This is a genomic window from Brachybacterium sp. (assembly GCF_052095815.1).
Classification (GTDB): Bacteria; Actinomycetota; Actinomycetes; order Actinomycetales; family Dermabacteraceae; genus Brachybacterium.
Genome location: NZ_JBQDLF010000027.1, coordinates 1 through 24,579 on the forward strand (window position 1 = coordinate 1; position 24,579 = coordinate 24,579).

21 protein-coding genes are annotated in these 24,579 nt (G+C 68.6%); 14 read left to right on the top strand and 7 right to left on the bottom strand.

What is annotated here, in order from left to right; translation table 11 throughout:
- From ACTH43_RS11430 to ACTH43_RS11440, 3 genes are all read left to right on the top strand, one after another.
- The coding region (locus ACTH43_RS11430; protein WP_441445024.1) for a hypothetical protein at positions 1–336 on the top strand (336 nt) is incomplete at its 5' end.
- A complete protein-coding gene (locus ACTH43_RS11435; protein WP_441445025.1) occupies positions 333–1,301 on the top strand; it encodes a carbohydrate ABC transporter permease in 969 nt (322 codons plus the stop codon). The genes ACTH43_RS11430 and ACTH43_RS11435, both read left to right, overlap by 4 nt.
- A 74-nt stretch (positions 1,302–1,375) precedes the next feature.
- Positions 1,376–2,200: a carbohydrate ABC transporter permease gene (locus ACTH43_RS11440; protein ID WP_441445026.1), complete on the top strand. Its 825-nt coding sequence runs from the start codon at positions 1,376–1,378 to the stop codon at positions 2,198–2,200.
- Positions 2,201–2,326: 126 nt separating this feature from the next.
- Here the strand turns inward: ACTH43_RS11440 and ACTH43_RS11445 are convergent, their stop codons facing one another.
- The 3 genes from ACTH43_RS11445 to ACTH43_RS11455 are packed head-to-tail and all read right to left on the bottom strand — an operon-like array spanning position 2,327 to position 7,349.
- Positions 2,327–4,954, bottom strand: a complete 2,628-nt coding sequence (locus ACTH43_RS11445) for a transglutaminase family protein (protein ID WP_441445027.1) — start codon at positions 4,952–4,954, stop codon at positions 2,327–2,329.
- A complete protein-coding gene (locus ACTH43_RS11450; RefSeq protein WP_441445028.1) occupies positions 4,951–6,306 on the bottom strand; it encodes a DUF58 domain-containing protein in 1,356 nt (451 codons plus the stop codon). Before ACTH43_RS11450 ends, ACTH43_RS11445 begins: the two co-directional genes overlap by 4 nt.
- Entirely contained in the window at positions 6,303–7,349 is a 1,047-nt protein-coding gene (locus tag ACTH43_RS11455; RefSeq protein WP_441445029.1) for an AAA family ATPase, read from the bottom strand. Before ACTH43_RS11455 ends, ACTH43_RS11450 begins: the two co-directional genes overlap by 4 nt.
- 487 nt (positions 7,350–7,836) lie before the next feature.
- Here ACTH43_RS11455 and ACTH43_RS11460 point away from each other — a divergent pair, with 487 nt between their 5' ends.
- Positions 7,837–8,667 carry an LPXTG cell wall anchor domain-containing protein gene (locus ACTH43_RS11460; RefSeq protein ID WP_441445030.1) on the top strand — a complete coding sequence of 277 codons (831 nt, stop codon included), beginning with the start codon at positions 7,837–7,839 and terminating at the stop codon, positions 8,665–8,667.
- 17 nt (positions 8,668–8,684) lie between these two features.
- Here ACTH43_RS11460 and ACTH43_RS11465 read toward each other — a convergent pair whose 3' ends face one another.
- Positions 8,685–9,965 (bottom strand): MFS transporter, encoded by a 1,281-nt coding sequence (locus ACTH43_RS11465; RefSeq protein ID WP_441445031.1) that lies wholly within the window; start codon positions 9,963–9,965, stop codon positions 8,685–8,687.
- A 182-nt stretch (positions 9,966–10,147) separates the two neighbouring features.
- On the opposite strand from ACTH43_RS11465, the gene ACTH43_RS11470 reads away from it, so the two are divergent.
- Complete coding sequence (locus tag ACTH43_RS11470; protein WP_441445032.1) at positions 10,148–11,440, top strand: Fic family protein; 1,293 nt, start codon at positions 10,148–10,150, stop codon at positions 11,438–11,440.
- Between the two features lie 20 nt (positions 11,441–11,460).
- Here the strand turns inward: ACTH43_RS11470 and ACTH43_RS11475 are convergent, their stop codons facing one another.
- The gene (locus ACTH43_RS11475; RefSeq protein ID WP_441445033.1) at positions 11,461–13,281 is read right to left on the bottom strand and encodes a hypothetical protein; all 1,821 of its coding nucleotides are present in this window, start codon (positions 13,279–13,281) and stop codon (positions 11,461–11,463) included.
- Between the two features lie 815 nt (positions 13,282–14,096).
- On the opposite strand from ACTH43_RS11475, the gene ACTH43_RS11480 reads away from it, so the two are divergent.
- Genes ACTH43_RS11480 through ACTH43_RS11490 form a run of 3 tightly spaced genes read left to right on the top strand, consistent with a single transcriptional unit; the run spans position 14,097 to position 17,736 of the window.
- Positions 14,097–15,737 carry a substrate-binding domain-containing protein gene (locus ACTH43_RS11480; RefSeq protein WP_441445034.1) on the top strand — a complete coding sequence of 547 codons (1,641 nt, stop codon included), beginning with the start codon at positions 14,097–14,099 and terminating at the stop codon, positions 15,735–15,737.
- Complete coding sequence (locus tag ACTH43_RS11485) at positions 15,737–16,744, top strand: ABC transporter permease (protein ID WP_441445035.1); 1,008 nt, start codon at positions 15,737–15,739, stop codon at positions 16,742–16,744. Before ACTH43_RS11480 ends, ACTH43_RS11485 begins: the two co-directional genes overlap by 1 nt.
- On the top strand, positions 16,741–17,736 hold the full coding sequence (locus ACTH43_RS11490; protein WP_441445036.1) for a carbohydrate ABC transporter permease: 996 nt from the start codon (positions 16,741–16,743) through the stop codon (positions 17,734–17,736). Before ACTH43_RS11485 ends, ACTH43_RS11490 begins: the two co-directional genes overlap by 4 nt.
- Positions 17,737–17,793: 57 nt before the next feature.
- On the opposite strand, the gene ACTH43_RS11495 is transcribed toward ACTH43_RS11490, so the two are convergent.
- Positions 17,794–18,498: a TetR/AcrR family transcriptional regulator gene (locus tag ACTH43_RS11495; protein ID WP_441445037.1), complete on the bottom strand. Its 705-nt coding sequence runs from the start codon at positions 18,496–18,498 to the stop codon at positions 17,794–17,796.
- 149 nt (positions 18,499–18,647) lie between these two features.
- Between ACTH43_RS11495 and ACTH43_RS11500 the strand changes: the two genes are divergently transcribed.
- The gene (locus ACTH43_RS11500) at positions 18,648–19,472 is read left to right on the top strand and encodes a sugar phosphate isomerase/epimerase family protein (protein WP_441445038.1); all 825 of its coding nucleotides are present in this window, start codon (positions 18,648–18,650) and stop codon (positions 19,470–19,472) included.
- Entirely contained in the window at positions 19,469–20,611 is a 1,143-nt protein-coding gene (locus ACTH43_RS11505) for a Gfo/Idh/MocA family protein (protein ID WP_441445039.1), read from the top strand. Before ACTH43_RS11500 ends, ACTH43_RS11505 begins: the two co-directional genes overlap by 4 nt.
- Before the next feature lie 168 nt (positions 20,612–20,779).
- On the opposite strand, the gene ACTH43_RS11510 is transcribed toward ACTH43_RS11505, so the two are convergent.
- The gene (locus tag ACTH43_RS11510; RefSeq protein ID WP_441445040.1) at positions 20,780–21,982 is read right to left on the bottom strand and encodes an acetyl-CoA C-acetyltransferase; all 1,203 of its coding nucleotides are present in this window, start codon (positions 21,980–21,982) and stop codon (positions 20,780–20,782) included.
- Positions 21,983–22,218: 236 nt separating this feature from the next.
- Between ACTH43_RS11510 and ACTH43_RS11515 the strand changes: the two genes are divergently transcribed.
- The 4 genes from ACTH43_RS11515 (at position 22,219) to ACTH43_RS11530 (ending at position 24,561) form a co-directional block, all read left to right on the top strand.
- Positions 22,219–22,410 carry a hypothetical protein gene (locus ACTH43_RS11515; RefSeq protein WP_441445041.1) on the top strand — a complete coding sequence of 64 codons (192 nt, stop codon included), beginning with the start codon at positions 22,219–22,221 and terminating at the stop codon, positions 22,408–22,410.
- Between the two features lie 53 nt (positions 22,411–22,463).
- On the top strand, positions 22,464–22,703 hold the full coding sequence (locus ACTH43_RS11520; RefSeq protein ID WP_441445042.1) for a hypothetical protein: 240 nt from the start codon (positions 22,464–22,466) through the stop codon (positions 22,701–22,703).
- 155 nt (positions 22,704–22,858) lie between these two features.
- Positions 22,859–23,335 carry a helix-turn-helix domain-containing protein gene (locus tag ACTH43_RS11525; protein WP_441445043.1) on the top strand — a complete coding sequence of 159 codons (477 nt, stop codon included), beginning with the start codon at positions 22,859–22,861 and terminating at the stop codon, positions 23,333–23,335.
- Complete coding sequence (locus ACTH43_RS11530) at positions 23,332–24,561, top strand: type II toxin-antitoxin system HipA family toxin (protein WP_441445044.1); 1,230 nt, start codon at positions 23,332–23,334, stop codon at positions 24,559–24,561. Before ACTH43_RS11525 ends, ACTH43_RS11530 begins: the two co-directional genes overlap by 4 nt.
- Positions 24,562–24,579 lie beyond the last annotated feature (18 nt).

The following is a 24,579-nucleotide window of genomic DNA, read 5'->3' on the forward strand; positions in this document are numbered from 1 at the left end:
ATCAATCCGGACAGCGCGAAGAAGGATGCCGCTTGGGAGTTCCTCGCCTTCTTCGGCAGTGCCGATCTCGGCAACCGCTATGCCGAAGAGGTGGGCCACGTCCCGGCCCGAGCTTCCGCGGTGGACAGCGAATATGTCCAGTCCAATCCCGCGATCGCCGAAGCTGTCGAGAACAGCGAGAACTTCCGCTCGAACCCCAACGTGCCCGGCTGGACCCGGATCCGGGACACCCTGGGCAGCTACCTCGAGCAGGCGCTGAACGGACAGGGCACAGCGCAGGAGGCGCTTGACGGCGCCGCCGAGGAGATCGAACAGATTCTCGCCGAGAACGGATGAGCACCATGACCGGCACCACCGCCGTCCCAGGGCCGACCACAGAGAGCAAGGGTCCGGGCGCACGAGCCGACGGCGCCGCGGGGGCGCCCCGCCGTCGTCGGCCCCTGCAGCGAGCCCGGGCACGCGCCGGGATGATCCTGGTCGCTCCGGCGGTCCTGTACGTGATCGTCTTCCAGCTGATCCCGGTGGTCTACGGATTCCTGCTCAGCTTCACCAGGTACAGCCCGCTGCAACGCGGAGCCCCCACCTTCATCGGGCTCGATAACTACCTGGGGCTGCTGAAGGATGCAGACTTCCTCAACGCCCTGTGGGTGACCCTGCGCTACACCCTGCAGGTCCTGCCCTTCACGGTGGCGATCGCCCTCGTCCTCGCGCTGCTGGCGAACCGTCCGTTTCGCGGCGTGGGCCTTTTCCGCACAGCCCTCTACATCCCCCACATCGTCTCGCTCACCGCCGTGAGCATGATCTGGCTGTGGATGTACTCGCAGAACGGCCTGTTCAACGACCTTCTCGAGGTGATCGGGATGGGGCCGCAGCGATGGCTGAACGATCCGGAGACGGCCCTGAACGGGGTCTCCGTGATGCGGATCTGGAAGGCGCTCGGCTCCAACATGGTGCTGCTGCTGGCTGGGCTGCAGACCATCCCGAAGGAGCTTTATGAGGCCGCGAGCATCGACGGCTCAAGCCGCTGGCAGCAGTTCCGCTATGTCACCCTGCCGGGGCTGCGCCCGATGCTCGTCTACGTGGTGGCGATGGACATCATCTTCCTGTCCCAGAGCTTCGCGGAGATCTTCGTGCTGACTTCTGGCGGGCCGTTGGACTCCACCACCACCGTGAACTATCTGATCTACACCGAGGCCTTCGACTACAGCAGCATGGGCTCCGCCTCGGCCATGGCCTTCGTGCTGTTCGCGTTCATCGCAGGACTCACACTGATCGCGCTGCGCGCCGAGAGGGAACGATGAGCACTGCTTCCACACTCCGACCTCGGCGATTCCGGGTCACCCGGACCGGCCGGACTCGGATCCTGAACTTACTCTTGCTCCTCATCGCCACGGCGCTGGTGCTCTTCCCGTTCCTCTGGATGGTGAGCCTTGCGTTCACCCCTGCGGAGGCCGCCTTCCGGGATGTGAAGCTGTGGCCCGACTCGCCGACGCTCGACAACTTCGTCACCGCGCTCACCGTCGGCAACCTGAGCCGGGCCTTCCTGAACTCGACGCTGGTGGCGCTGCTGTCGGTGCTGACCAACTGCCTGATCACGGTCGCTGCCGGATACGCCTTCGCCCACCTGCCCTTCCGCGGCAGCAATGTGCTGTTCTACGTGGTGATCGCCACCGCCGCGATCCCGGTCGCGGTCACCCTTATCCCGCTGTTCCTGATGGTCTCGAACTTCCCCCTCATGGGCGGAAACGACATTCTGGGCCGCGGCGGCAGCGGGCTGGTCGACTCTCTCGGCGGCATCGCGATCCCCTACCTAGTGGGGACCATGAGCATCTTCCTGGTGCGCCAGTTCTACAAGGGGATGAGCCCGGAGCTGTCCGAGGCGGCACGCATCGACGGTGCGGGCGAGCTGCGGATCTTCTGGTCGATCTTCATGCCTCTGTCCAAGCCGATCATCGCGGTGGTCGCGATCTTCTCGTTCACCGGGGTGTGGGACGACCTGCTCTGGCCGCTGGTGGTCTCCTCGTCCCCCAAGAGCCAGACAGTGCAGCTGGCCCTGACCGGCTTCAGCCAGAGCGGCAACATCCAGTACGCCCCGTTGATGGCCGCGACGATCATCGTCACCGTCCCGGTGTTGCTGGTGTTCCTGCTCAACCAGCGCCACTTCATCTCCGGCCTCTCGGAGGGCGCGGTGAAGGGCTGAGCGTGCGCCATCTGGCGGACTCGCAAGACATGTGCGCTCTCCTTCCACCTCTGGAAAGCAGAGCGCACATGCCTGTCGGGTTACAGGGACGCCGCGCCACCGGGGCCGGTCACCGGGGGAAGGCCGTCACCGGGCGTTGCGGATGAGCTCGATGACCTGGTCCGAGTCGTTGCGCAGCGGATGTCGAGGCCGCTCACTCTGCGCCGACGCGGGCGCGGGCGAGGGCGTGGAAGAACTCTCCGAGCCCGGGGCGGGCGCTGAGGCGGGGCCCGGGGCGGGCGCTGAGGCGGGCGCTGGGGTGGGCTCGTCCGGCAGGGGCGCGGCGTAAGTCGCGTCGGTGTAGGCGGCGGCGATGCGGGCGGCGGCGGCGCACTGCTCGGCGGTGACGTCGAGCGTACCGGCGCCGATCTGGTCGAGCAGGTCCGTGAGGGCACGGGCAGGCGGCAGTGCGGGGTCGAGCCGGATCCGGAGGGGCGGCCGTCCCCAGGCTCCGGTGATGCTGAGCCAGCGGATCGCAGTCTCCCGCACGGCCAGCTCGCGGGTCAGCTCCGACCAGGCCAGCTCTCCGGCGCGGCGATGCATCCGCTCGGCGGCCAGGGCCGAGGCGTTCGCGACTCCGCCAGCACCGTCTCCCCCAGCGCCGTCACCACCAGTACCGCCTCCGCCAGGGCCGCCTCGCCCCGCGCCGCTGCCCCGTCCCAGCAGCGCTGCCCAGCGCTCGTCACGGGCCTGCATTCGGCGGCGTCGGATCAGGATCACTGCTGCCGCAGCGGCCGCGGCCAGCAGCGTGCCGATCCCGAGGATGCCCATCACGCCTCCGCCGAGGCGCTCCACGGTCTCCTCGGAGGGGCCCGCGCCGCCGCCGTCGGACGTCTCCGCGGCGGAGGTGTCCTCGGTGGTCTGCTCGTCGGTGGTGCCCTCCTCGCTGCTGGGCGTCTCCTCGGTGGGCTGATCCGACTCCTCCGGGTCCTCGGGTGCGGAATCGGGGGCGTCCTGCGGGGTGCTCGCGTCGGTGACACCGGGCGGGTTCACGCCGTTCGCCGCAGCGGCCGGGGTCGGCTCGAAGCGCACCCAGCCGTGCTCGGGGCCGAACCACACCTCGGGCCAGGCGTGGGCGTTCTTCGCGCTGACCCTCCATTCGTCGCCGTCCTGCTCTCCGGCGGTGAAGCCGATGACCACGCGGGCGGGGTAGCCCTGTGAGGTCATCATCAGTGCGAACGCCGCGGCGAACTGCTCGCAGTATCCGATGCGGTCGGTGAGGAAGGACTCCAGCGGGTCCTCGCCCGGGGCGGAGTTGACCGTGAGCGAGTAGGCGAAGGAGTTGCGGAAGTAGTCCTGATAGGCGACGGCGGTGTCGAAGCCGTTCTCGGCGCCCGCGCTGGCGGCGACGGTGGTGGCGAGCTCGGTGGCGACCTCGGGCACCTCGTCCTGGGAGGTGTAGCCCACCTCGAAGGGCTGCTCGAACACGGCGGGATCCACGGCACGCAGCTGCTCGGCGGTCGAGCTGCGCTGCTCGGAGGCGACGCTGTAACGCTCCCCGATCAACCCTGCGGAGACATGGTTCAGGGCGACCTCTCCGTGGGAGGGCTGGAGGATCATCGCCCGGTTCAGGTCCCGGTCTGAGGCCTGGATCTCGCGCACGTTGTCCGGCACGGGGAGGCGATCACCGGCGAAGCTGGTGATGTCGATGGTGGTGTCGATGAAGTCGTCGGCGCTGCCGTGCACAGCCACTCCGTCATCGCGGGAGTCGCTGAAGGCGGCGCGACCGAGCACCAGCCCCTCCCCCTCGACGTCGCCGCGGAACGTCTCGCCGTCGAAGCGGTTCAGGGCGCGCAGGCGCAGGTAGGAAGGATCCTCGGCGGTGGTGGTGTAGCGCAGCACCTCGGTGTCCTCCTGCTGGAGGAGCGAGCGGCGCACGGAGACGTCGTCGTCGATCATCACCGCGCCGAGCGCCGGGGCGTCGGGGTCCTGCCAGCGCTGCAGCAGGTCCATGTTCAGGGCGATCCGTGCGGGCGCCAGCTGCGGCAGCGCAGGGGCCAGCAGCGGGCTGAGCCCCGCCACCAGCGCCACGCAGAGCACGGTCACGGCGAGGGTGCGGCCGGGGTGGGCGGCGGGGCCCGCCTGCGGCCGACGATCCCCGCGGATGTAGCTCGGATCTGCGTGGACGGTGCGGGTGGCGAGGATGGCGCCACCGGCGAGGACGGGGGCGGTGACATGCCACCAGGGACCACCGGAGGGCTGCTGGAGTGCGGGCACCAGGATCGCGCCCATCAGCAGCAGACCGGTGGGGGTGTGCCATCCCAGGTCCAGGTACATCAGGTCCAGCAGCAGCGTCACCAGCGCGATCACCGCCACCACGAGCACGGTGCCGGGCGCGCCGAGGGTCAGCGGGGCCATGCCGGTGACCAGTTCGTTGACTCCGCGGCTGAAGATCTCGCCCTGGTCGCGGAGCACCTGGAGGGGGCCGTCCTGCCAGCGGGTGAGGTCCTGGGCGATCTCGACCACCCCCACCAGCACCACGATCAGCCCCAGCTGGGCCACGGGCACCAGCATCGGGGGGCGCAGCAGGCGTCGCAGCACGATCCCGCCGAGGATCACCGGGGCGCTGGCGGTGAGGGTCAGCAGCAGCCAGGAGGAGCCTGCCAGCAGCTGGGAGACGGGGGCGGCGGCGAGCAGCAGTGCGACCTGCAGCAGCAGGGCGCGGCCGATCAGGTGGAGGCCTTCGAGGGTGGGCCGGCCCATCAGGGGGCTCACGGCGCTTCCTCCTCGGCGGTGGTCAGCAGGTCATCGAGGGTGTCGGCGGTGGTGCCCCGCACCAGGGTCCAGGCCCCGAACTGGGACTGGGTGGGGGTGTGCCGGGCGCGGATCGTCTGCAGCTCGCGGACGTGCTGCTCATGGGCGTGGCCGAAGTCCTCGCCGTCGGCCGGGCCGATGCGGCGGGCCGGAGGCGGGTGCGGCGCCTCGTCTCCGTCGTCCTCGAGGGCGGGGCGCAGCGCGATCGCGGTGCGGTGGGTGGAGCGGCCTGCGAAGCGGTCCAGGTCCAGGCCCGAGAAGGGTTCGCCGTCATCGGGCCCCAGGGCGATCGCGAGCGCGGTGTGGCCGGCGGCGTGATCCTGGCCGATACCGCCGGAGGCGTCGTCGTCGAAGTCCACCTCCGCGAGGGCGAGAAGGGAGGCGCGCTGCTCGACGGCGTCCGCTTCGCTGCCCAGCGGCGAGGGGCCGGGGATGCCGCGGCGGCGGCCGCTGCGGGTGATCTCGTCCCCGGAGGCGTCCACGATCCGCACCTCCCAGCCGTTCAGGCCCAGCGCGTCCAGCACGGTCGCGGCGTGGGAGACGAGCGCGTCCTCGACCTGGCCGGAGGGGTTCTCGCGGCGGCTGGTATCCAGCACGATCACGGCGCTGTGGCCGGCGGCGGGTTCGTCCTCACGGGTCATCAGCTGGCCGGTGCGGGCGCTCGCGCGCCAGTGGATGCGGCGGATGTCGTCGCCGCTGGCGTAGGGGCGGGCGATGGGTCCGATCTCGCCGACACCCGGGGCGGGGGCGGCGCTGAATGCGCCCTCGCGGGTGATGCCGGTGGCGCGCTCGGCAGCCGGGGCCATCTCGGAGACCACCGGCAGCCCGGTCAGCGCCAGGCCGTCCTCGACGGTGCGGCGCAGGTGGAACAGCCCCAGCACGTCGCGCACGATCAGGGAGTAGGGGCCGAGCTCGTGGGCGCCACGGCGGCCGACGCGCAGCACGTGCGGCATCTGCCTGTTCAGCGGCAGGTCTCCCTGGCCGCCGAGCTCCTCGGGCAGGTGCTCGCGGGCGATGCCGCGGCCCAGCGGGACCACGGTGATCCAGGCGGTCCCGGTGAGCTCGAGCATCACCCGGGCGACGGAGCCGACGGGGACGGCGTCGTCCACCAGGCGGCGAGTGGGGCGCAGGCCCACGCTGCTCACCGCGATCCCGATCGCGCCGATCACCAGCATCAGCAGCAGAGCGGCGGCGAGCTGGCGCAGGGGCGTCACCCGGGCCAGGTCGCCCAGCACCCACAGCGCCCCGCAGCCCACGAGCACGACGATGCCGCGCCCGGTGGGGCGGAAGCGGGTGCCGGGGCGCGGATTCACGCCTGCGGGGTGCTGCGCAGCACCTGGTCGACCAGCTCCCCGGCGCTGGCCCCACGGGAGAGGGCCTGGGGGGTGAGGTGCATGCGGTGACGCCACACGGGCATGATCACGGCGGCGACGTCCTCCGGGGTGACGAAGGTGCGCCGGGCGAGCACGGCGTTCGCCTTCGCGGCGCGCACCAGGTGCACCGCAGCGCGCGGTGAGGCGCCGAGGGTGACCTGCGGGTGGGAGCGGGTGGCCTCAGCCAGCCGCACGACGTACTCCAGGATCACCGGGGAGGCGTAGACGCTGCGGACCGCACGTACGTGGGCGGCGATCTGTTCCGGCCTGGTGCGCTCGGTGACGGCATCGACCAGGTCGTGGTCCCCGTCGCGCACCGGTCCGGCTTGGGCGGCGAGCATCCGCACCTCGGCCGATGCCACCGGGTAGCCCATGGTGGTCTGGGCCAGGAAGCGGTCGCGCTGCGCCTCGGGCAGCCGGTAGGTGCCCTCCATCTCCACGGGGTTGGCGGTGGCGACCACCATGAACGGCTCGGCCAGGGGGTAGGTGGTGCCGTCGACGCTGACCTGCCGCTCCTCCATCGCCTCGAGCAGCGCGGACTGAGTCTTCGGGGAGGCGCGGTTGATCTCGTCGGCCAGCAGGATCTGGGTGAACACCGCCCCGGGGCGGAACTCGAACTCGCTGGTGGCCTGGTTGAACACGCTCGCGCCGGTGACATCCCCGGGCAGCAGGTCGGGGGTGAACTGGATGCGGTGACGCTCGGCGCCGAGCGCTGCGGCCAGGGACTTGGCGAGCATCGTCTTGCCCACGCCCGGGATGTCCTCGATCAGCAGGTGACCGCCGGCCAGCAGCACCAGCACGGCGATCCGGGCCACCTCGTCCTTGCCCTCGACGATGGTCGCGATCTCGCGGATCACCGATTCGGCCTCGGTGGCGATCTCGCGCGCCTGCTCCTGGGTGAGTCCGACACCCAGCTCGCGGGCCCGGTTCTGCGGATGCCACGGGTCATGGGGGGCCTCGACGGCGACGTCGTCCTGGGTCATGTCGTGCTCCTCCGAGTGACCACCGTGACAGGTGTTCATGAAAAGTTTGCCCCGAGATGAACTCCTCGGGACCCACGCGGCGGCGTCGCCTCCTACAGTATGACTGGTTCCAAATGTCTTCTGAGGAGTTCCGATGATCGTCCGTAGTGACCGGACCGCCCTCCGTGGCGGTGCGGGACTCCTCCTCGTCGCCGCGTGCATCGCGGGCCCCGCGATGGCTCAGGCGGAGCCGGCACCGGCGGAGATCGCTCCGATGCAGGGCGGGGCGGCGTGTGAGGGGATGAATCCGAGTGCTTCGGTCAGCGCTCAGTCGATCGAACTCGGGTCCTCCGTGACTATCACTGGCACCTGCTTCGACGCACGCAGCTTCGCGACGATCACCATCGTCACTCCGAAAGGTCCGGTTCAACTCGATGGACTGGAAACTGATTCTGAGGGGACCGCGTCCTGGAGCTACCAGCCAACGACCGGCGGAGATTTTAGCGCGGTGATCGACGTGGGCCAGCAGCAGGCGACCGGATCGTTCACGGTGACCGACGAGTCCGCGGAACCAGACCCGGAGCCGACACCCGATCCGGAGCCCACGCCAGACCCAGAGCCGACGCCGGATCCTGAGCCCACGCCGGAGCCAGAGCCGACGCAGGAACCGACGCCCGAACCCACACCGGAGCCGACCCCTACCCCCGAGCCGACGCCGACCCCCGAGCCGACGCCGGAGCCGACGCCAACCCCCGAGCCGACGCCGGAGCCGACGCCGACGCCGGATCCGACGACCGGTCCCGGCGAGGACGATTCGCCTGCCTCACCGAGTCCGTCCACCTCGGCGAGCCCGGACCCGGCACCGACCACACCCACCGCGCCGTCCCCCGGCGCGGAGGATGATCCGGCGCCGACGGCGGGCGCCAGCCCCACCGCGTCCGAGCAGACGCCCTCCGCGCCCGCCGCGGCAGCCCCCGGCCCGGCGACCAACGACTTCCCGGCCGCAGCCCCTGAGTACACCGCGGAGCAGCGGGAGGCGGCCTCGCTCGCCGTGCTGATGACCTCGCTGTTCGCACACGGAGTCTCGAACGGCCAGGTGGGCATCTCCCCCGCCGAGGCCGGAACCCCGAATGCTGATGGCACCGTCGGTGGCGGCAGCAATACTGAGGGCAGCAGCGCCGGAGAAGACGATGCCGCTGACGGCAGCGAAGCATCCGACGGCGGTGGCGATGAGCTGGCGGAGACCGGCGCGTCGGCCGCGGGCCCTGCGGTGCTCGCGGCTCTCCTACTGGCCGGCGGGGCCGCTCTGCTCTGGCACCACCGCCGCCGCAACGGCTGAGCGGCGCCTGGCCGACCTCAGGCGCTGAGACCCCGCCTCGTCCGCAGCGCGACTAGCGCACCGATCAGCAGCGCGCCGAGCACCAGGGCGATCCCGCCCACGGCCACCGCGCCGCTCACCCCGAGCAGCGCTCCGAGCCAGGCGAGGGAGATGCCGTTGCCGGTGCGCATGCCGCTGCCGATCATCGAGTAGACCCCCACGACGCGTCCGCGCTGGTCCTCGGGGGCGCGCAGCTGCACGAGCGCCTGACCGATCGCGGTGGCGGCGAGGTTTGCGACCCCGCCGATCACGAGCGCGATCACCGCCACCGCGTAGTGGGTGGTGGTCGCGACGATCAGGGAGGTCAGTCCGAACATCACCGCAGCGATGACGGCGCCGCGCACGTCGACCTTGAGGATCCCGGTGGCCTCGAGCAGGAAGCCGCCCACGACTCCCCCGATCCCGTTGGCGAACAGCAGCGCGCCGTAGCCGAGCCCGCCCTCGTCGCCGGCGCCCAGAGTGTCGGCGAAGTTCGGCATCGACACCTGGAGCGAGGAGCCGACGCACACCGCGATCAGTCCGGCCAGGGCGATCATGCCCACCAGCACCTTGTCGTTGCCCACGGTGCGCAGCACGCGCGGGGTGTCGAGGATCGAGATCCGCTCGCGGTGCACGATCCCGCTGCGGGAGTGCCCGGTGAAGGGGGTGCGGAGCATCAGCAGCGTCATCGGCAGGTAGAACACGATGTTGGCGAGGATCGCGAACGTCGGCCCGAGCAGCAGCATCAGCACCGATCCGACCACCGGCCCGGCGAGCACCCCGAGGCTCTTGAAGGTGGCGTTCAGCCGCACGGCGCTGGCCAGCTCGCGCGGCTCGGCGAAGTCATGGAGCATCAGCTGCTCGGCAGGGCCCCACAGCGCGCCGGCGCAGCCGTGCAGCACCAGCAGCACGCAGGCACTCCACATCTCCAGGGTGCCCGTGAGGAACAGCAGCCCCCAGGCCAGCGAGACGAACGCGAACAGCCCCTGGGCGATCTGGATGATGCGTCGGCAGTCGTACTTCTCCGCGAGGCCACCGAAGAGGACGGAGAACATCAGGAAGGGCAGCCAGTGGCTGATCACCTGGAAGCCCACCAGCCAGGGCGATTCGAACACCTGCCACAGCACCCAGTAGGTGATGACGTGCTCGATGTTGTCGCCCATCATCGAGAGTCCGGCGGTGACCAGGTAGGGGCGGGAGTGCTTGTCGCGCAGGGGGCCGAAGCGACGCGGGACCGACAGGTTCAGTGGACTCTGCTTTCCTCGTACAGGGGCGGGCACCGGCGATCGGGGATCGTTCGAAGGCGTTCCAGCGCTCGTCGCCCGGACCAGGTTACGTGGTGCCGCGTCGAGGGGCCGCGCCTCTCTCTGTAGTGCGTAAGGTGGGCGGCCCACTCGTTCCATCCAACTTTAAGCACTAAAGTTGGATCATCGGGCCACGATCACCACGTTAGGGGCTATGCATGGGGCACTTCACCTCGCAGTACTGGGAGAACCCCTATGACTCCGGCGTCCCCCGTGCAGATCGACGCTCGGGGGAATACCAGACCTACACGCCCTCCGCCCTCACCGGGATGAGGCTGGCGATCGGACCTGAGGTCGATGCCGAGGTCGCCGCCGCCGAACGCGCCGTGCGCGCACTGAACCGCGGCACATATCAGGATCTGGGCCTCGTCTCCCGGTTCCTGCTGCGCTCCGAAGCGATTGCGTCCTCCTATATCGAGGGGATCGCACCCAGCCCGAGGAACGTCGCTCTCGCCGAGCTCGCCCTCGAGGAGGATGTCCGCGGGCTCTCCGACACCGCTCAGCAGGTGGCGCGGAACATGACGATCGTGCGCGACGCTTCCGACGCCCTCTCCGAGAAGGAGGTCATCACCGTCGCAGATCTGGGCGCCCTGCAGGCATCGCTCATCCCGGCACCGACCGAGCTCCAGGGAGTGCGGGCAACGCAGAACTGGATCGGCGGCTCGCGATACCACCCGCTCGAGGCCGCACACGTGCCTCCGCCGCCCGATGAGGTCCCCGCACTGCTGGAGGACCTGGTCCGATACATGGCCGGTGCCACTCACTCACCGATCATCCAAGCGGCACTCGCGCACGCCCAGTTCGAGATGATCCACCCATTCCCCGATGGCAACGGCCGCGTCGGTCGAGCCCTCATCCACACGGTGCTCACCCGCCGGGGCCTCACCGCAGAAGCGATCCTTCCGGTGAGCCTGGTGCTGGCGACCCTTCATGAGGAATACATCGATGGCCTGGAATCGTTCCGTGTCGAGGGAGGACCGGAGTCGCCACAGGTCTTCGCAGCGATCGAGACCTGGGTGAGCACTTTCGCGAATGCCGTGAGAATTGCTGCGGAGCAGGCCGCAGGCCTCGAGCGGCGCCTGGCAGAGCTGCGCGAGGAATGGTCGCGCATCATCTCGGAGGCTCGGCGCCGGGAGGGCAAGGTCCGGGCGACTCGGCGGAACTCCGCACTGTCCACCATCCTCGACTCGCTTCCCGGCACCCCGGTGCTCACCACGTCGACGGTGACGCGAGTGCACGGGGTGACGACGACCGCTGCTCAGAACGCCCTGGCCCAGCTCACGGAGTACGGGATCCTGGAGACGATCTCGATCGGTCGTGCGCGGCGCGCCTATGTGTCGCTCGACGTGCTGGACCTCCTCACCCGCAGCGAGCGGGCGATGGCGAGTCGAGACTTCGACACTGCAAGTTCACCCCCGATGCGCCCGGTACCGGTGCCGCGAGTGCGCTGAGAAGTGCGGGATCGCGGCGCTTACGCGACGAGGCACCTCTGCCCGATACCGCCTCGGACATCCAGCCCCGTCGCCACGAGCGGAGTGTCCACGTCGCAACGGAGCGGGCCCTGAATCTGGACCTCCACCATCTGAATACCGAGCGGCCCAGTCTGGTCCTGCATCAGGTCGACCGGACCCTCCACAGTGACTCCTTGCAGCGTCAGTGCCCCGGTGGTGCCTTGCAGACGGAGCGGGCCGTACAGGTGGCTTGACTCGAAGTACATGCTGTCCGCCCCCTGCGTGGTCACGGGCCCTCTGATCGTCGTGTCCTGGACCAGAACTCTTGCCGCCTCGTCAATCCGCACCGGCCCGGTAATCGTGGCGTCCTCAATGCAGGTGATGCCCGTGCCGATGGTGAGCGGACCGGAATGTTCACCGGTCACGATGGTGTCGCAGGACGGCTCGGCCTGGGCCGGGACCACGCTGTAGGTCCCGTAGGGGATCGTCCCCTTCGAGTTCTCCAACGCGAGGGAGATCCATGGGGCCGACGGGCCGATGTCCGCGACATCCAGTCGGAATCGCACGGCCTGCAGGTCGACGGGGCGTGCGTTGGGCTTCGCTGCTCCGTACTCGGGGAGGCTCTCGCTAGTCTCCGGCATGATCTCCACGCGTTGCTCATCGCCGTTGCTGTCAGCCCAGGTCACGACGCCGGAGACGCCGTCCAGCTGGTAGCCGGTCATCAGTGCTGTGCCACCCGGTTCGAGGATCACGCTGGTGGGGACGGGGCGTCCTTCGTCTGCTGCGAGCTGCTCCACAAGGGGATCCTTGCCGGGGACCTCGCAGAGCATCGCGTTGTCCCAGTCATAGCCGATCAGCTTGGTGGCCGTGTCACCAGCTACTGAGATCTGAGTGGCGATGCGTGCCGAGTCAGCTTGGCCACGGTTCACGCCGGAGATGCATATCGGTTCGCCCGCAAGAGGTGCTGGCTCCATGAGTTCGATGTTTGCCCACAGCTCGAAGGACTCTCCGCCCGCGGCTTTACCGCTCTCGAGTGCGGCGGTGTAGTAATCGTGGGAAGTGGTGCCGCCAAAGGCGTCGCTATAGGTCATAGCGCCACCGACTACGTCCTGGAGCCGTTCAAGGACGATGTCATCCGCCTGGTCTGGGAAGTAGACACCTCCCTTGCCTGTGCCTCGACCATCCTGGGGCGCGAGGATCAGGTGCGCTCCGTCCACGGAATCGATCAGTCGCTGGGTGAACAGCTCCACAGCCTCGACCGGGCTGGTCATGCGGGGACGCGCATCAATGTACGGGCTGACGAGGATCGAGCTGCCGGGTGCCTGCTCTGCGACGACGCCGTGCTGGGCGTCGTATAGCGCGAATTGCGCATCCCAGGCTTCGTTGCCCTTCATCGGCATCTCCGAACTCTGGTAGAGCCCGCCGTAGGACTCCAGGTCGCTGTACCGCGCCTCCCAGTCCTTCACTGTGCGCTCGGTAAAGCGGGTCATCGTGTCGAGATAGGAGGTGTCGATGAGCCATGGCTGCTCGGCATCCTGTCCGGGCCTCGGCAGACCGAGGTGGAAGTCGATACCGAACGCCTCTGCCGCGACGAGCACGGTGGCGACATCGGTGTGGGCGTCAAGTCCACCGTTCGCGATCATGACGAGGTCGTACTGGCTCGCTTCACAGCCTTCGCCGTCCACGGGCAGCAGCACTCGCTGGAACCTGCTGCCCTCGGAGACGATCTCCTTGTCCAGTCGTTCACAGGCGAGCATCTCAGAGCCGAAACGTTCGGACCCTGAGTAGGTGAGAACCCTGCGGATCTCGGCGTCGCCAAGGCCTTCACGCGCCTGAGCCACGCAGGAGGCGCCTCCGTCGAGGCAGTCGAAGCGCGGGTCGACTGCGCCGTCTGCAGTGAGGATGCGGCCGGACTCATCCAGGTCTCGCAGCTGGAGCCGGTAGCCGAAAGTGATGAGCGTGTCGCCACCGGAGTCGTGAACGTCCTGCATCGTCGACAGGGCCTGGCACATGTCGGTCGTGTAGAAGGTGAAGAAGCCGGTGATCAGTCCTCCACCGGGAGCAGCGAGATCAGGTGCTGCGCATTCGCCGGGGTCCCCGACACGCAGGCCGTGGGTGTCGACGGCAGGCGGGCTCGACGGCATCGCCTCGGGCGCCGGCGAGGCCTGCGAGAACGACGGCGTCGGCTCGGCAGTGGCTGCTGCGGCGCCCCCGACCATCAGCAGTGCGGCTGTCGTCAGACTGACGACACGGCGGACCCATCCCATGTGCGACTCCTTCGTCGGGCGGCATCCCGAGGGGGCTGCCCTGGTCGAGATCACTCCGCGCTGTGGCCACAGAACGTAGCCGAGCAGACGGGATACCGCAACCGATTGCAGAGAATCGGTCCGAACCCTTCAGTCCGGCCCCCTGGCATCGCACTTCTCATGCGGTGGAAAATCCGGCGCCCCTGGGGCTGACAGGAGAATCTGCGCCACCTGCGCCACGAGTGCGCCAGCATTTCCGCAGCGCGCAGCGCCGTGACGATTCTGCAACTGGAGACTGTTGACTGGGTCACACACATGATCTACGATCCTACAACCGGTTGCAAGAAATGCTTTACCCCTCGACTCCGGTCCCAGTCAGCTCTGCATACCCCGCAATACAGGAGCGCTCAATGCGTCAGCACAACCCTGGAATGTTCCCCTCCCCGTCCCGCAGGTCCTTTCTCGGCCTGCTCGGCGTAGGCGCCGGGGCCACGGCGCTGGCAAGCTGCGGGAGCTCCTCCGACGAAGCCCCCGCGGCGAGCGGTTCCGGCGAGCACCTCCCGACGTACAAGGAGCTCCAGGTCGCCGAACCGGACTTCCCAGCCGTCAACGGCTCGACACCGGGCTTCCTGACGATCCCTGATGAGCTCGAAGAGACCTACCCCGATCCGATCGGTGACGGCTCGGAGACCACCGCCATGGTGCCGCTATGGAGCGCCATCCCCGATCTCTCCGAGAACAGCTACATCGATGCCCTCCGTGCAAAGACCGGCTTCGACTTCACCTTCCAGCTGACCGAGGGCAACTCCTACGGAGACAAGCTCGCGACAGTCCTGGCCTCCCCGGACAACATCCCAGACTGGGTGTCGATGCCGGCCTGGAACATCCGCCCCAACTTCCACCAGGCGATCGAGGGAGTCTTCCAAGACCTGTCCCCGTACCTCGGCGGCGATGCTGCGCTCGACTACCCCCACCTGGCGAACCTGCCCACCCCAGCGTGGCAGTTCTCGAGCTTCGGGCAGAAGCTCTACGGGCTGCCCAAGCCGGGCGGCATCGTCACCAACGCCCTCTTCACCCGAGGGGATCTGCTGGACACGATGGGCATCACCCCCGATATCACCAGCGGGCAGGACCTCATCGACCTCGCCGTCGAGCTCACGGACGCGAAAGCGAACCGTTGGGGCACGAATGATCTCGGCGTCCTGGCCTACCTGATCTTCCACGTTCCCGAGAAGTGGAAGCTCGACGACTCCGGCAAGCTCGTCAACCGCATCGAGACCGAGGAGTACAAGCTCGCGCTGGACTGGTTGAAGAAGCTGTTCGACTCCGGTGCGGTCCATCCGGACGCGGTCGCCGGCAACGTCGCCGAGGCCAAGCAGCGCTTCCAATCAGGCAACGTGCTCCTCACCGTCGATGGCGTGGGCGGCTGGGCCGAGGCGTACAACAGCCAGCGACCCTCGAACCCCACGTACCGCCAGGACGCCGTGAAGTGGTTCTCCGGCGATGGCGGGGACCCCTGGGTCTATGTCAACCGTCCCGCCGAGATGGTCACCTTCCTCAAGCGCACGGACGACGAGGAGAGGATCAAGAACTTCCTGCGGGTCGCAGACCTTCTCGCGTCTCCGTTCGGGACCACCGAGTACCAGCTCGTCGAGCGCGGTGTGGAGGGGGAGCACTTCACCTTGTCCGACACCGGCGAGGAGATTCCCACCGACCTCGGGAGGGCCGAAGTCATCACCACCTTCCGGAGCCTGTGCGCCCCGCCGCAGACGAACACCGTCGTCTCCATGCCGGACTATGTCGAGGCCTTCTGCACCTGGCAGGCTGATGCATCGAAGAATGCCGTCGAGCCGCCGCTGCACGGCGTCCAGATCGCCGAGCCGCCTCAGCTCGCACAGCTCAGCCAGCCGTTCTCCGATCTCCAGGTGGATGTGCCGCGCGGCCGGCAGAGCCTCGCTGACGTCGACACCGCCATCGAGGAGTGGCGCAAGAACGGCGGCGAGGAGCTGCGCGCGCTCTACCAGGAGGCTCTCGATTCGGGGAACTACTGATGACCGAGGCCAAGGTGACAGAGCACAGCGCACCACCACGCCGAGGTGCCGAGCACTCCCCTGCTGCTGAGCTGCCAGTGCGGCGCCCCAAGGCGACCTTCGCCAGTCGTTTTCGTCAGGACCGCTCACTGCTCTTCATGGTCCTCCCGGCAGCGGCACTCGTGCTGGTGTTCAAGTACGTGCCGATGCTCGGCAACATCGTCGCCTGGCAGCAGTACTCCCCCTATGTCGGCATCACCGAGAGCCCCTGGGTGGGGTGGGAGAACTTCCAGCGGCTGCTGACGGACTCCCACTTCCACAGCGCCGTGATCAACACGGTCTCCATCACCACGTTCCAGCTCTTCTTCTATTTCCCGATCCCCATCGTGATGGCGCTGCTGCTGAATTCGGTGCTGACCCCGTGGCTCCGTTCGACCATCCAGTCGATCGTCTACCTGCCACACTTCTTCTCGTGGGTGCTGGTGGTGACGATCTTCCAACAGATGCTCGGCGGTGCAGGGCTCCTGAACCGGGTGCTGCGGGACAACGACATGGCACCGGTCGAGATCATGACCAACCCTGACACCTTCCTCGTGCTGGTCACCAGTGAGGCGGTATGGAAGGACGCCGGCTGGGGGATGATCATCTTCCTCGCGGCCCTCGCCGCCGTAGACCCGACCCAGTACGAAGCCGCCGCAGTCGACGGAGCGGGCGGGTGGCAGCGGATGTGGCACGTGACGCTGCCTGCGCTCAAGCCGGTCATCATCTTGCTGCTCATCCTTCGCCTCGGCGACACCCTGACCGTCGGTTTCGAACAGATCCTGCTGCATCGCGACGCCATCGGAAGAGCGCACGCCGAGGTGGTGGACACCTATGTGTACTACCAGGGCGTCCTCTTCGGGGACTGGAGCTTCGCAGCCGCCGCAGGCCTGGTCACCGGTGTCATCAGCCTCCTGCTGGTGCTCGGCGCGAACAAGCTGGCCCACCTGTTCGGCGAGGCCGGCATCTACCAGAAATCAGGCTCATGACAGACATCGGATCCAGCAGGGCACCCGGCCCGACGTCGACGGCGACGATCACCGGGCCGTCGGCGACCGCTCCCGAGAGGCGGCCGAAGCGGCCATCCCGCCCGCAGCACCGGCCCGCCTGGCAGGAGAAGCCGTCGCTCCCCGGCCGGATCGGGAAGATCGCCGCCCTGACCGCCATCACCCTGGTGGTGCTGTACCCGATGTACACCGTGATGCTCACCAGCATCTCGACTCAGGGCTCGGTGAACGAATCCGGCGGGATGGTGACCGTTCCCCGCGGCATCACCTTCGGGGCGTACGAGCAGATCCTCACCGGCGGCGTGGTCACCCAGTCGATCCTGGTCTCCGTCTTCATCACGGGCGTGGGCACGCTGCTGGCCACCGGGGTCTCGATCATGGCCGCCTATGGGCTGTCCCGGCCGGGGTCACTGTTCCATCGGGGGCTGCTGCTGTTCTTCGTGATCACCATGTTCTTCGGCGCCGGGATGATCCCCACCTATCTGCTGGTCTCGAACCTGGGATTGATCGATTCCCTGTGGTCGCTCATCCTCCCCAGCGCTGTCTCGGCGTTCAACCTGCTGATCCTGCGCAACTTCTTCATGGGGATCGACCGCAGCATCACCGAGGCGGCACGCATCGACGGTGCGAGCGACTGGCGGATCCTCAGGAGCATCGTCATCCCGATGTCGAAGGCGGTGATCGCTGTCATCGCGCTGTTCTACGGCGTCATGTACTGGAACAGCTTCTTCAACGCCATGCTCTACCTCAATGACAGCTCGAAGTGGCCGCTGCAGCTGGTGCTCCGTTCCTACGTGCTCCAGGGTCAGCCGGTCCCCGGTGCCGATGTCGTGGACACCGGCGGTGCAGAGGTCGCAGGGCTGCCGATAAAGATGGCGATCACCGTGGTTGCGGTGATCCCGATCCTCCTGGTGTACCCGCTGATTCAGCGGCACTTCACCAAGGGCGTCATCTTCGGCGCGATCAAAGGATGACCCGACGCGACGAGATCAGGCCTTGTGGCCCGGCCCGTCGCCACTCGAGCCCAGCCTTCACGGCGCCAGCAGCACCGCGAACGTCTCGAGCGTCTCCTGCAGCGCGATCGAGGGTTCGAGCAGCCACTGGATCTGCAGGCCGTCGCTCGCGGCGACGATCAGTGCGGCGGTGCGGGCGGGGTCCACGTCAGAGCGCACATACCCAGCCTCCTGGTCTTCCCTGAGCTTCTGTTCGAGGTTGTCGCGCACGCGCTCGAAGCGGACCGTGAAGTACTCCTTGGCGGGCCCGGCCTCGACCTCGAGCGAGGTGGCCAGCAGCGTCGAGTACAGCTGCACCAGGCCCGGCACCTCGAGGTTCGCGACCGCCGCATTGGCCATCACCTCCACCGAGCGCTCCTGACTCCGATCGCCCTTGTCGAGGTCGCGCCGAAGCTCGGCGTGCTCGTAGACGGCGACCAGCAGCTCCTCGCGGGAGGAGAAGTAGTGCAGCAGGGCGCCGTGGGAGACGCCGATGGCCTCGGCGATGCGGCGCAGGGAGGTGCCGTCGGCCCCGCGTTCGCGGAACACTTCGATCGCGCGGTCGAGGATCTCCTGCCGGCGGGCGATGCCCTTAGAGTAGGAGCCCGCACGGCCGATGCGCGGCGCGCCCGACGGGCCGGGCTCGGCGGCCGACGGGCCGGGCGCGGCCGCCGGTTCCGACTCCGCAGCAGTGGCCGACGGGCCCTTCCCGGCGGGCTCGGCCGGGGCTTCCTCGGTGCTCATGGAGCCAATGTACCCACGTCGGGAACTTCTTCGCAGCAAAAACCTCCAACTGGTGGGTTTGCTGTTATTGTGGCCGCAGCGCATCCTCGACGGTCCTCGTCGGCGATGCGACCCGACCTCTGACAACGACGTACGAAAGCAGGTTCGACGTGGCTCTGCCCCTCGCCTCCGTCCAGCTGTACACGCTGGCCGCGGAGTTCTCCGCCGACATGAACGGCTCCCTCGACAAGCTCGCGAAGATCGGCCTGAAGAACGTCGAGGCCTTCGACTTCGTGCGCCGTCCGAAGGAGATCCGCGCTGCGCTGGACGCTTCCGGCCTCTCGTCCCCCACCGGGCACGCCCCGCTGCTCTCCGATGAGCTGTGGACCCCGGACGGCTCCATCCCCACCCCGGCCAACGAGGTCGTCTTCGAGGCTGCAGCCGAGATCGGCATGAAGACCGTCATCGACCCGATGGTCCCCACCGAGCGCTGGCTCACCGAGGACGGCGTGAAGGACATCGCCGAGCGCCTCAACGCCGCCTCAGAGAAGGCGAAGGAGTTCGGCCTCACCGTCGGCTACCACAACCACGCCCAGGAGTTCCTCGCGGACTTCGACGGCCAGACCGCCTACCAGCGCTTCCTGTCGCTGGTGGATCCGTCGGTCGCGATCGAGCTGGACCTCTACTGGGCCCTCGTCGGCGGTCAGGACGTCGTGGCACTGGTCAAGGAGCTCGGCGACCGCCTCGTGGCGATCCACGTCAAGGACGGCATCAAGCCCGAGTCCAACCCCTTCGCTCCGGGCGCCCCGAAGTTCGCCTCCACCAGCCTGGACCAGCGCCACGCCGGTGAGGGAGAGGTCCCCACCGTCGAGGCCATGAAGGCAGCGACGGGCGTCAAGTACGCCGTCATCGAGTACGACAACGCCCCGGGCGACGTCTTCGAGGACATCGAGAACAGCTACCGCTTCCTGATCGACGGAGGCCTCGCAGCATGAGCACCCCCTCCCCCTTCTCCGGCCCCGTGGGCGTCGGCTTCATCGGCGTCGGCGTCATCTCCGACACCTACCTGGAGAACCTGAACTCCTTCCCCGACGTCGAGGTGCTGATCCTCGGCGACATCAACACCGAGCGCGCCGCCGCCCAGGCCGCGAAGCACAACGTGCCCGCCTCCGGCACCGCGCAGGACGTGCTGGACCACCCGGGCGTGCAGGTCGTCGTGAACCTGACCCTGCCCGCGACCCACGTCGAGATCTCCTCCGCCGCGATCGCCGCGGGCAAGCACGTGTGGACCGAGAAGCCGCTGGGCATGGACCGCGAGTCCACCGCCGCGCTGCTGAAGCAGGCCGACGAGGCCGGGCTGCGAGTGGGCTGCGCACCGGACACCGTGCTCGGCGCCGGCGTGCAGACCGCCAAGCGCGCGATCCTCGACGGTGTGATCGGTCGGCCGCTGTTCGCGCAGACCTCCATGCAGTACCAGGGCCCTGAGGTGTTCCACCCGAACCCCGGATTCCTGTTCGCTCAGGGGGCCGGCCCACTCCTGGACATGGGTCCGTACTACTTCACCACCCTGGTGAGCCTGTTCGGGACCGTCGAGAAGGTCGCTGCGGTGGGCCTGAAGGCTGCCGAGGAGCGCTCGATCCTGGTGGGCGAGAACGCCGGAACCACCTTCCCCGTCGAGGTGCCGTCCACGATCTCGGTGCTCACCCAGTTCGAGGGCGGCCAGTCCGGCACCTCGCTGCTGAGCTTCGACTCGCCGCTGGCCCGTCAGGGCATCGTGGAGATCCATGGCACCGAGGGCTCGCTGGTGGTGCCCGATCCGAACACCTTCGAGGGCCGCATCGCCTATGTGCGCCGCTTCGACAGCTTCGGCGAGAAGCCGCCGGAGCAGGAGTGGATCGAGATCCCGCAGGAGGGCCCGACCACCGGTCGCGGCCTGGGCCTGCTGGACATGGTCCGCTCGATCCACGACGGTCGCCCGCACATCGCCACCGGCGAGGTGGGCTACCACGTCCTGGACATCATGCTCTCGGCCGAGGAGTCGGCCGCGAGCGGAGAGTTCGTCACCGTGAGCTCCGTGGTGTCCGAGATCCCGGCGGTCCCGGCCGACTTCGACCCGCTGGCCCGCACGCTCTGAGGCCGCCCGGCGCCGCCGCAGCGAGCCATCGCCGCCGCAGGCGCCACCGCTTATGCGCTGAGGACCTATGTGAAGTGCTCACATAGGTCCTCAGCGCAAAGTGCTGTCCAGAGGGCGCTGTGCTGTCCGGAGTGCGCCGTGCTGTCCAGAGGGCGTTCCGTCCTCGCCTCACGCGCTCAGCAGCAGTGCTTCTCCCTGCCCGCCGCCGCCGCAGAGGCTCACACCGGCGCGTCCGCCACCGCGGCGGACCAGCTCGAGGGCTGCGGTCAGGGCGAGGCGCGCCCCCGAGGCACCGATCGGGTGGCCGAGCGCGATCGCTCCCCCGTGGATGTTGGTCTTCTCGAGGGGGTAGTCGAGGTCGGTCAGCGACTGGACGACGACCGCGCCGAACGCCTCGTTGATCTCGATCAGGTCCAGGTCCTGCACCTGAAGCCCGTCGCGGGCCAGTGCCGCGCGCAGAGCGTTCGAGGGCTGCGAGTGCAGTGAGGAGTCCTCGGGACCCGCGACCTGGCCGGGGGCCCCGATCGCGGCGAGGATCGTGAGGCCGTGCTCCTCGGCGTAGGCGCGGGAGGTGATCACGAGCGCGGCCGCGCCGTCGGACAGCGGCGAGGAGTTGCCGGCGGTGATGGTGCCGTCCTTCGCGAAGGCGGGGCGGAGACCGGCCAGGGTCTCGACCGTAGTGTCGGGCCGGACGCCCTCGTCACGGTCGATGAGCAGCGGGTCGCCCTTGCGCTGGGGCACCTCGACGGGCGCGATCTCCTCGGCGTGGATCCCGACGCCTGCCGCGGCGGCAGCGCGCTGGTGGGAGGCGGCGGCGATCTCGTCCTGGTCGCGGCGGGAGATGCCGCGCTCGGGATTGCCGCGTTCGGTGAGGTCGCCCATCGCCTCCTGGCTGAGCGCATCGGTGAGCCCGTCGTGCGCGACGGAGTCCTGCACGGTGGTCGGGCCGTACTTGTATCCCGTGCGGGCGCCCATCAGCAGGTGCGGTCCGTTGCTCATCGACTCCTGGCCGCCGGCGATCACGGCGGTGGCCTCGCCTGCGCGGATCAGGCGGGCGGCGTCGATCACGGCGGTCAGCCCTGAGAGGCACACCTTGTTGAGCGTCACGGCGGGGATGTCCCAGGCCAGGCCCGCGCCGAGCGCGGACTGGCGGGCCGGGTTCTGTCCCTGGCCTGCCTGGATGACCTGCCCCATGATCACGGTGTCGATCACCGCGGCGTCGATGCCGGAGCGTTCGAGGGCATGGCGGATGGCGTGGGCACCGAGGTCGACGGCGCTCAGCGCAGCCTGCTGCGAGAGCAGCCGGGTGAACGGGGTGCGGGCCCCGCCGACGATGACGGGCTGGTGGGTGGAGATGTCATTCCTGGTCACGGGGTGCTCCTTCTGAGGCTTCGCCCCTCGGCGCCCGCCCTGGATGGTGGGCGAGGTGCGTTGAGGAGCTCGGCTGCCGGCGCGTCGATGGGCGGGCAGCAGGGATCTATCCGGTGGGGACCATCATCCACCGGGCCGCGCCGCGGGGCCAGGCATCGGGTCCTCCAGCACGCCACGCCCAGATCTGCCGAATATCTCTGGATTCCCGCCGGACCAGTCGGCTAGGGTCCGCCGACATGTCCCAGAATCCGTACGAGAACCCAGAGGCCGCGCGCACCTACGATGAAGAGAACACTGGACGGCAGGACTTCGACTTCTGCCTCGAGCTGGCCCGCGAGCTCTCCCTCGACGGCCCGGGAATTTCCGTGCTGGACATCGGCGCGGGCACCGGCGCCCTGGGCGTCGAGCTCGCTGGGTCCCGGAACTGACCCGGGGCACCTACCTTCACCCCGAGGGCGGGACGTTCACCAGCTGGATCGAGATGCTCGACGTGCAGGGCGATCCCACCACCGGCGTCGTCGAGACCCACCGCGGGGTCACCGAGCGGGCCGGCACCAGGAGCTTCAGCGCCCCGGAGACGTTGGCGTTCCGTCCGCTCGCCACCCTTGACGCCAGCCTCGAGCAGGCGGGATTCGAGATCGAGCATCGCTTCGGCGACTGGCCCGGTGGCCCGGTGACAGCGCAGAGCCCCGAGCACATCCTCATCTCCCGCCCCTTGTGAGCCGCTGAGGGCGTCACTGGGCGGGCAGCGCGGATCTATCCGGTGGCAGCCACCATCCTCCGCGCCGCACACGGGGCACGGTGTCGACGAGCGTACACATTCGAAATTGTGGCAGATCGTAGACATCCAAAAGAAGTGGACGTACCATCACACTCATGAACAGTCGGCGCATCAGGACCCCGCAAGATCTCGGTGCCGCACTCCGTGACGGGCGTAAGGCGCGGGCGCTCACACAGGCCGAACTTGCACAGGTTGCCGGAGTCTCCCGGGAGTGGCTGATCGGCGTCGAGCAGGGCAATCGGCCGCGAGCCGAGCTGGAGAAGGTCCTCGCAGTGCTCACCGCCCTGGACCTCCCACTCACCGTCGGCGCAGCATCCCGCACCGTCACCCCTGACGCACCGGAACACACCACGTCGATCACGGAGCGCGCCACCCGCGAGGCGATCGAGGCGATGCGGGAGGCGTCGGCAATCCCCGTCGTCGTGGAGCACGGGCAGCGCGCCGCCCGGCTGCTCAACGCCGGTGTGGATCCCGAGCTCGCGGCTCACCTCGCCCAGATCTCCCGGGCTGCGACGCCGACATCTGACTCCTCCGCAGCCGGACGCACCGCCGATGAGGACGAGGACTCGTGATCAAGCGGCTATTCATGGTGAGCAACGGAGTGATCATCGGACACCTGGACCAGGACCACGGTGGAGCACTGCGGCTGACCGCGCCTCCAAGCGCAGGAATGCCGAGGCTGTCGCTGGCCTTCGCGCCGAGCATCGCACCGATCGCTCCGCGCAGAGCCCTTGCCTATATTGAGGGCCTGCTCCCGGAGGGGGACGCCGTCCGCCGTGCCACGGCACGCAGATTCGGCGTCTCACCGCGCAGCCCGTTCGCGCTGCTATCGGCGATCGGTCAGGACTGCCCCGGTGCCGTGCAGTTCCTCGACGAAGCACAGCTGGAGGACCCTGAGCCGGGCTCTCTCATCCCGGTCGACGACGAGCGAATCGGGGCACGACTTCGTGACCTCCGCACAAATACCGGCGCGACCTGGGTCGCCGAGGGAGAGCACTGGTCACTAGGTGGCGCGCAGTCGAAGCTCGCACTCCGGCTCGAGAACGAGCGGTGGCATGAAGCGCATGGCGCCGAGCCGACGACGCACATCCTCAAACCCGGAATCACGGCTCTCCGCTCACAAGCGCTCGTCGAGCACCTCTGCCTGCGGGCCCTCTCTCTCCTCGGTCTGCCTGTGGCCGGGTCCGAGTTCCGGGTCTTCGATGGCGAACCGGCGATCGTCATCAAACGCTTCGATCGGCGCCGGGTCGATGGGCGCTTGGTGCGCGTTCACCAGGAGGACCTGTGCCAGGCCACCTCGACACTCCCGGCCGACAAGTACTCGGTCACGGCCCTCGACGTTGTCACCACTCTTCGTCGGGGCGGTGCACCCGAGGAGGATGTCGAGACCTTTGTTCGGGCGGTGCTCGCGAACTGGGCGCTGGGCGCCCCGGATGGGCACGCTAAGAACTACTCCGTCTTCCTGTCGGCCGGCGACACAGCGCTCGCACCGCTGTACGACGTCGCGACTGGATTCGGGCAAGACGCTCCGTGGCCTGCGATGGCGATGTCCATCGGCGGAGCGCCATCGATCCATGACGTCACGCGTCGACATCTGCTGAAGTTCGCCGGACAGATCGGGGTGAGCCAGGAGTACGTCCTCGCCGCCGCCGAACTCTTCCTCGAGGGCATGCCGGCAGCTTTCGCCAAGGCGATGCGGGAGGTCGCCGGGGAGGAGATCGACCATGCGCACCTGGAGGCGATCCGCGCTGCGCTCACGGAGCACTGCGAGAGGCTCCGGACCACTCTGCTCCGCTGAGCGCGCCGGCCCTCTCCC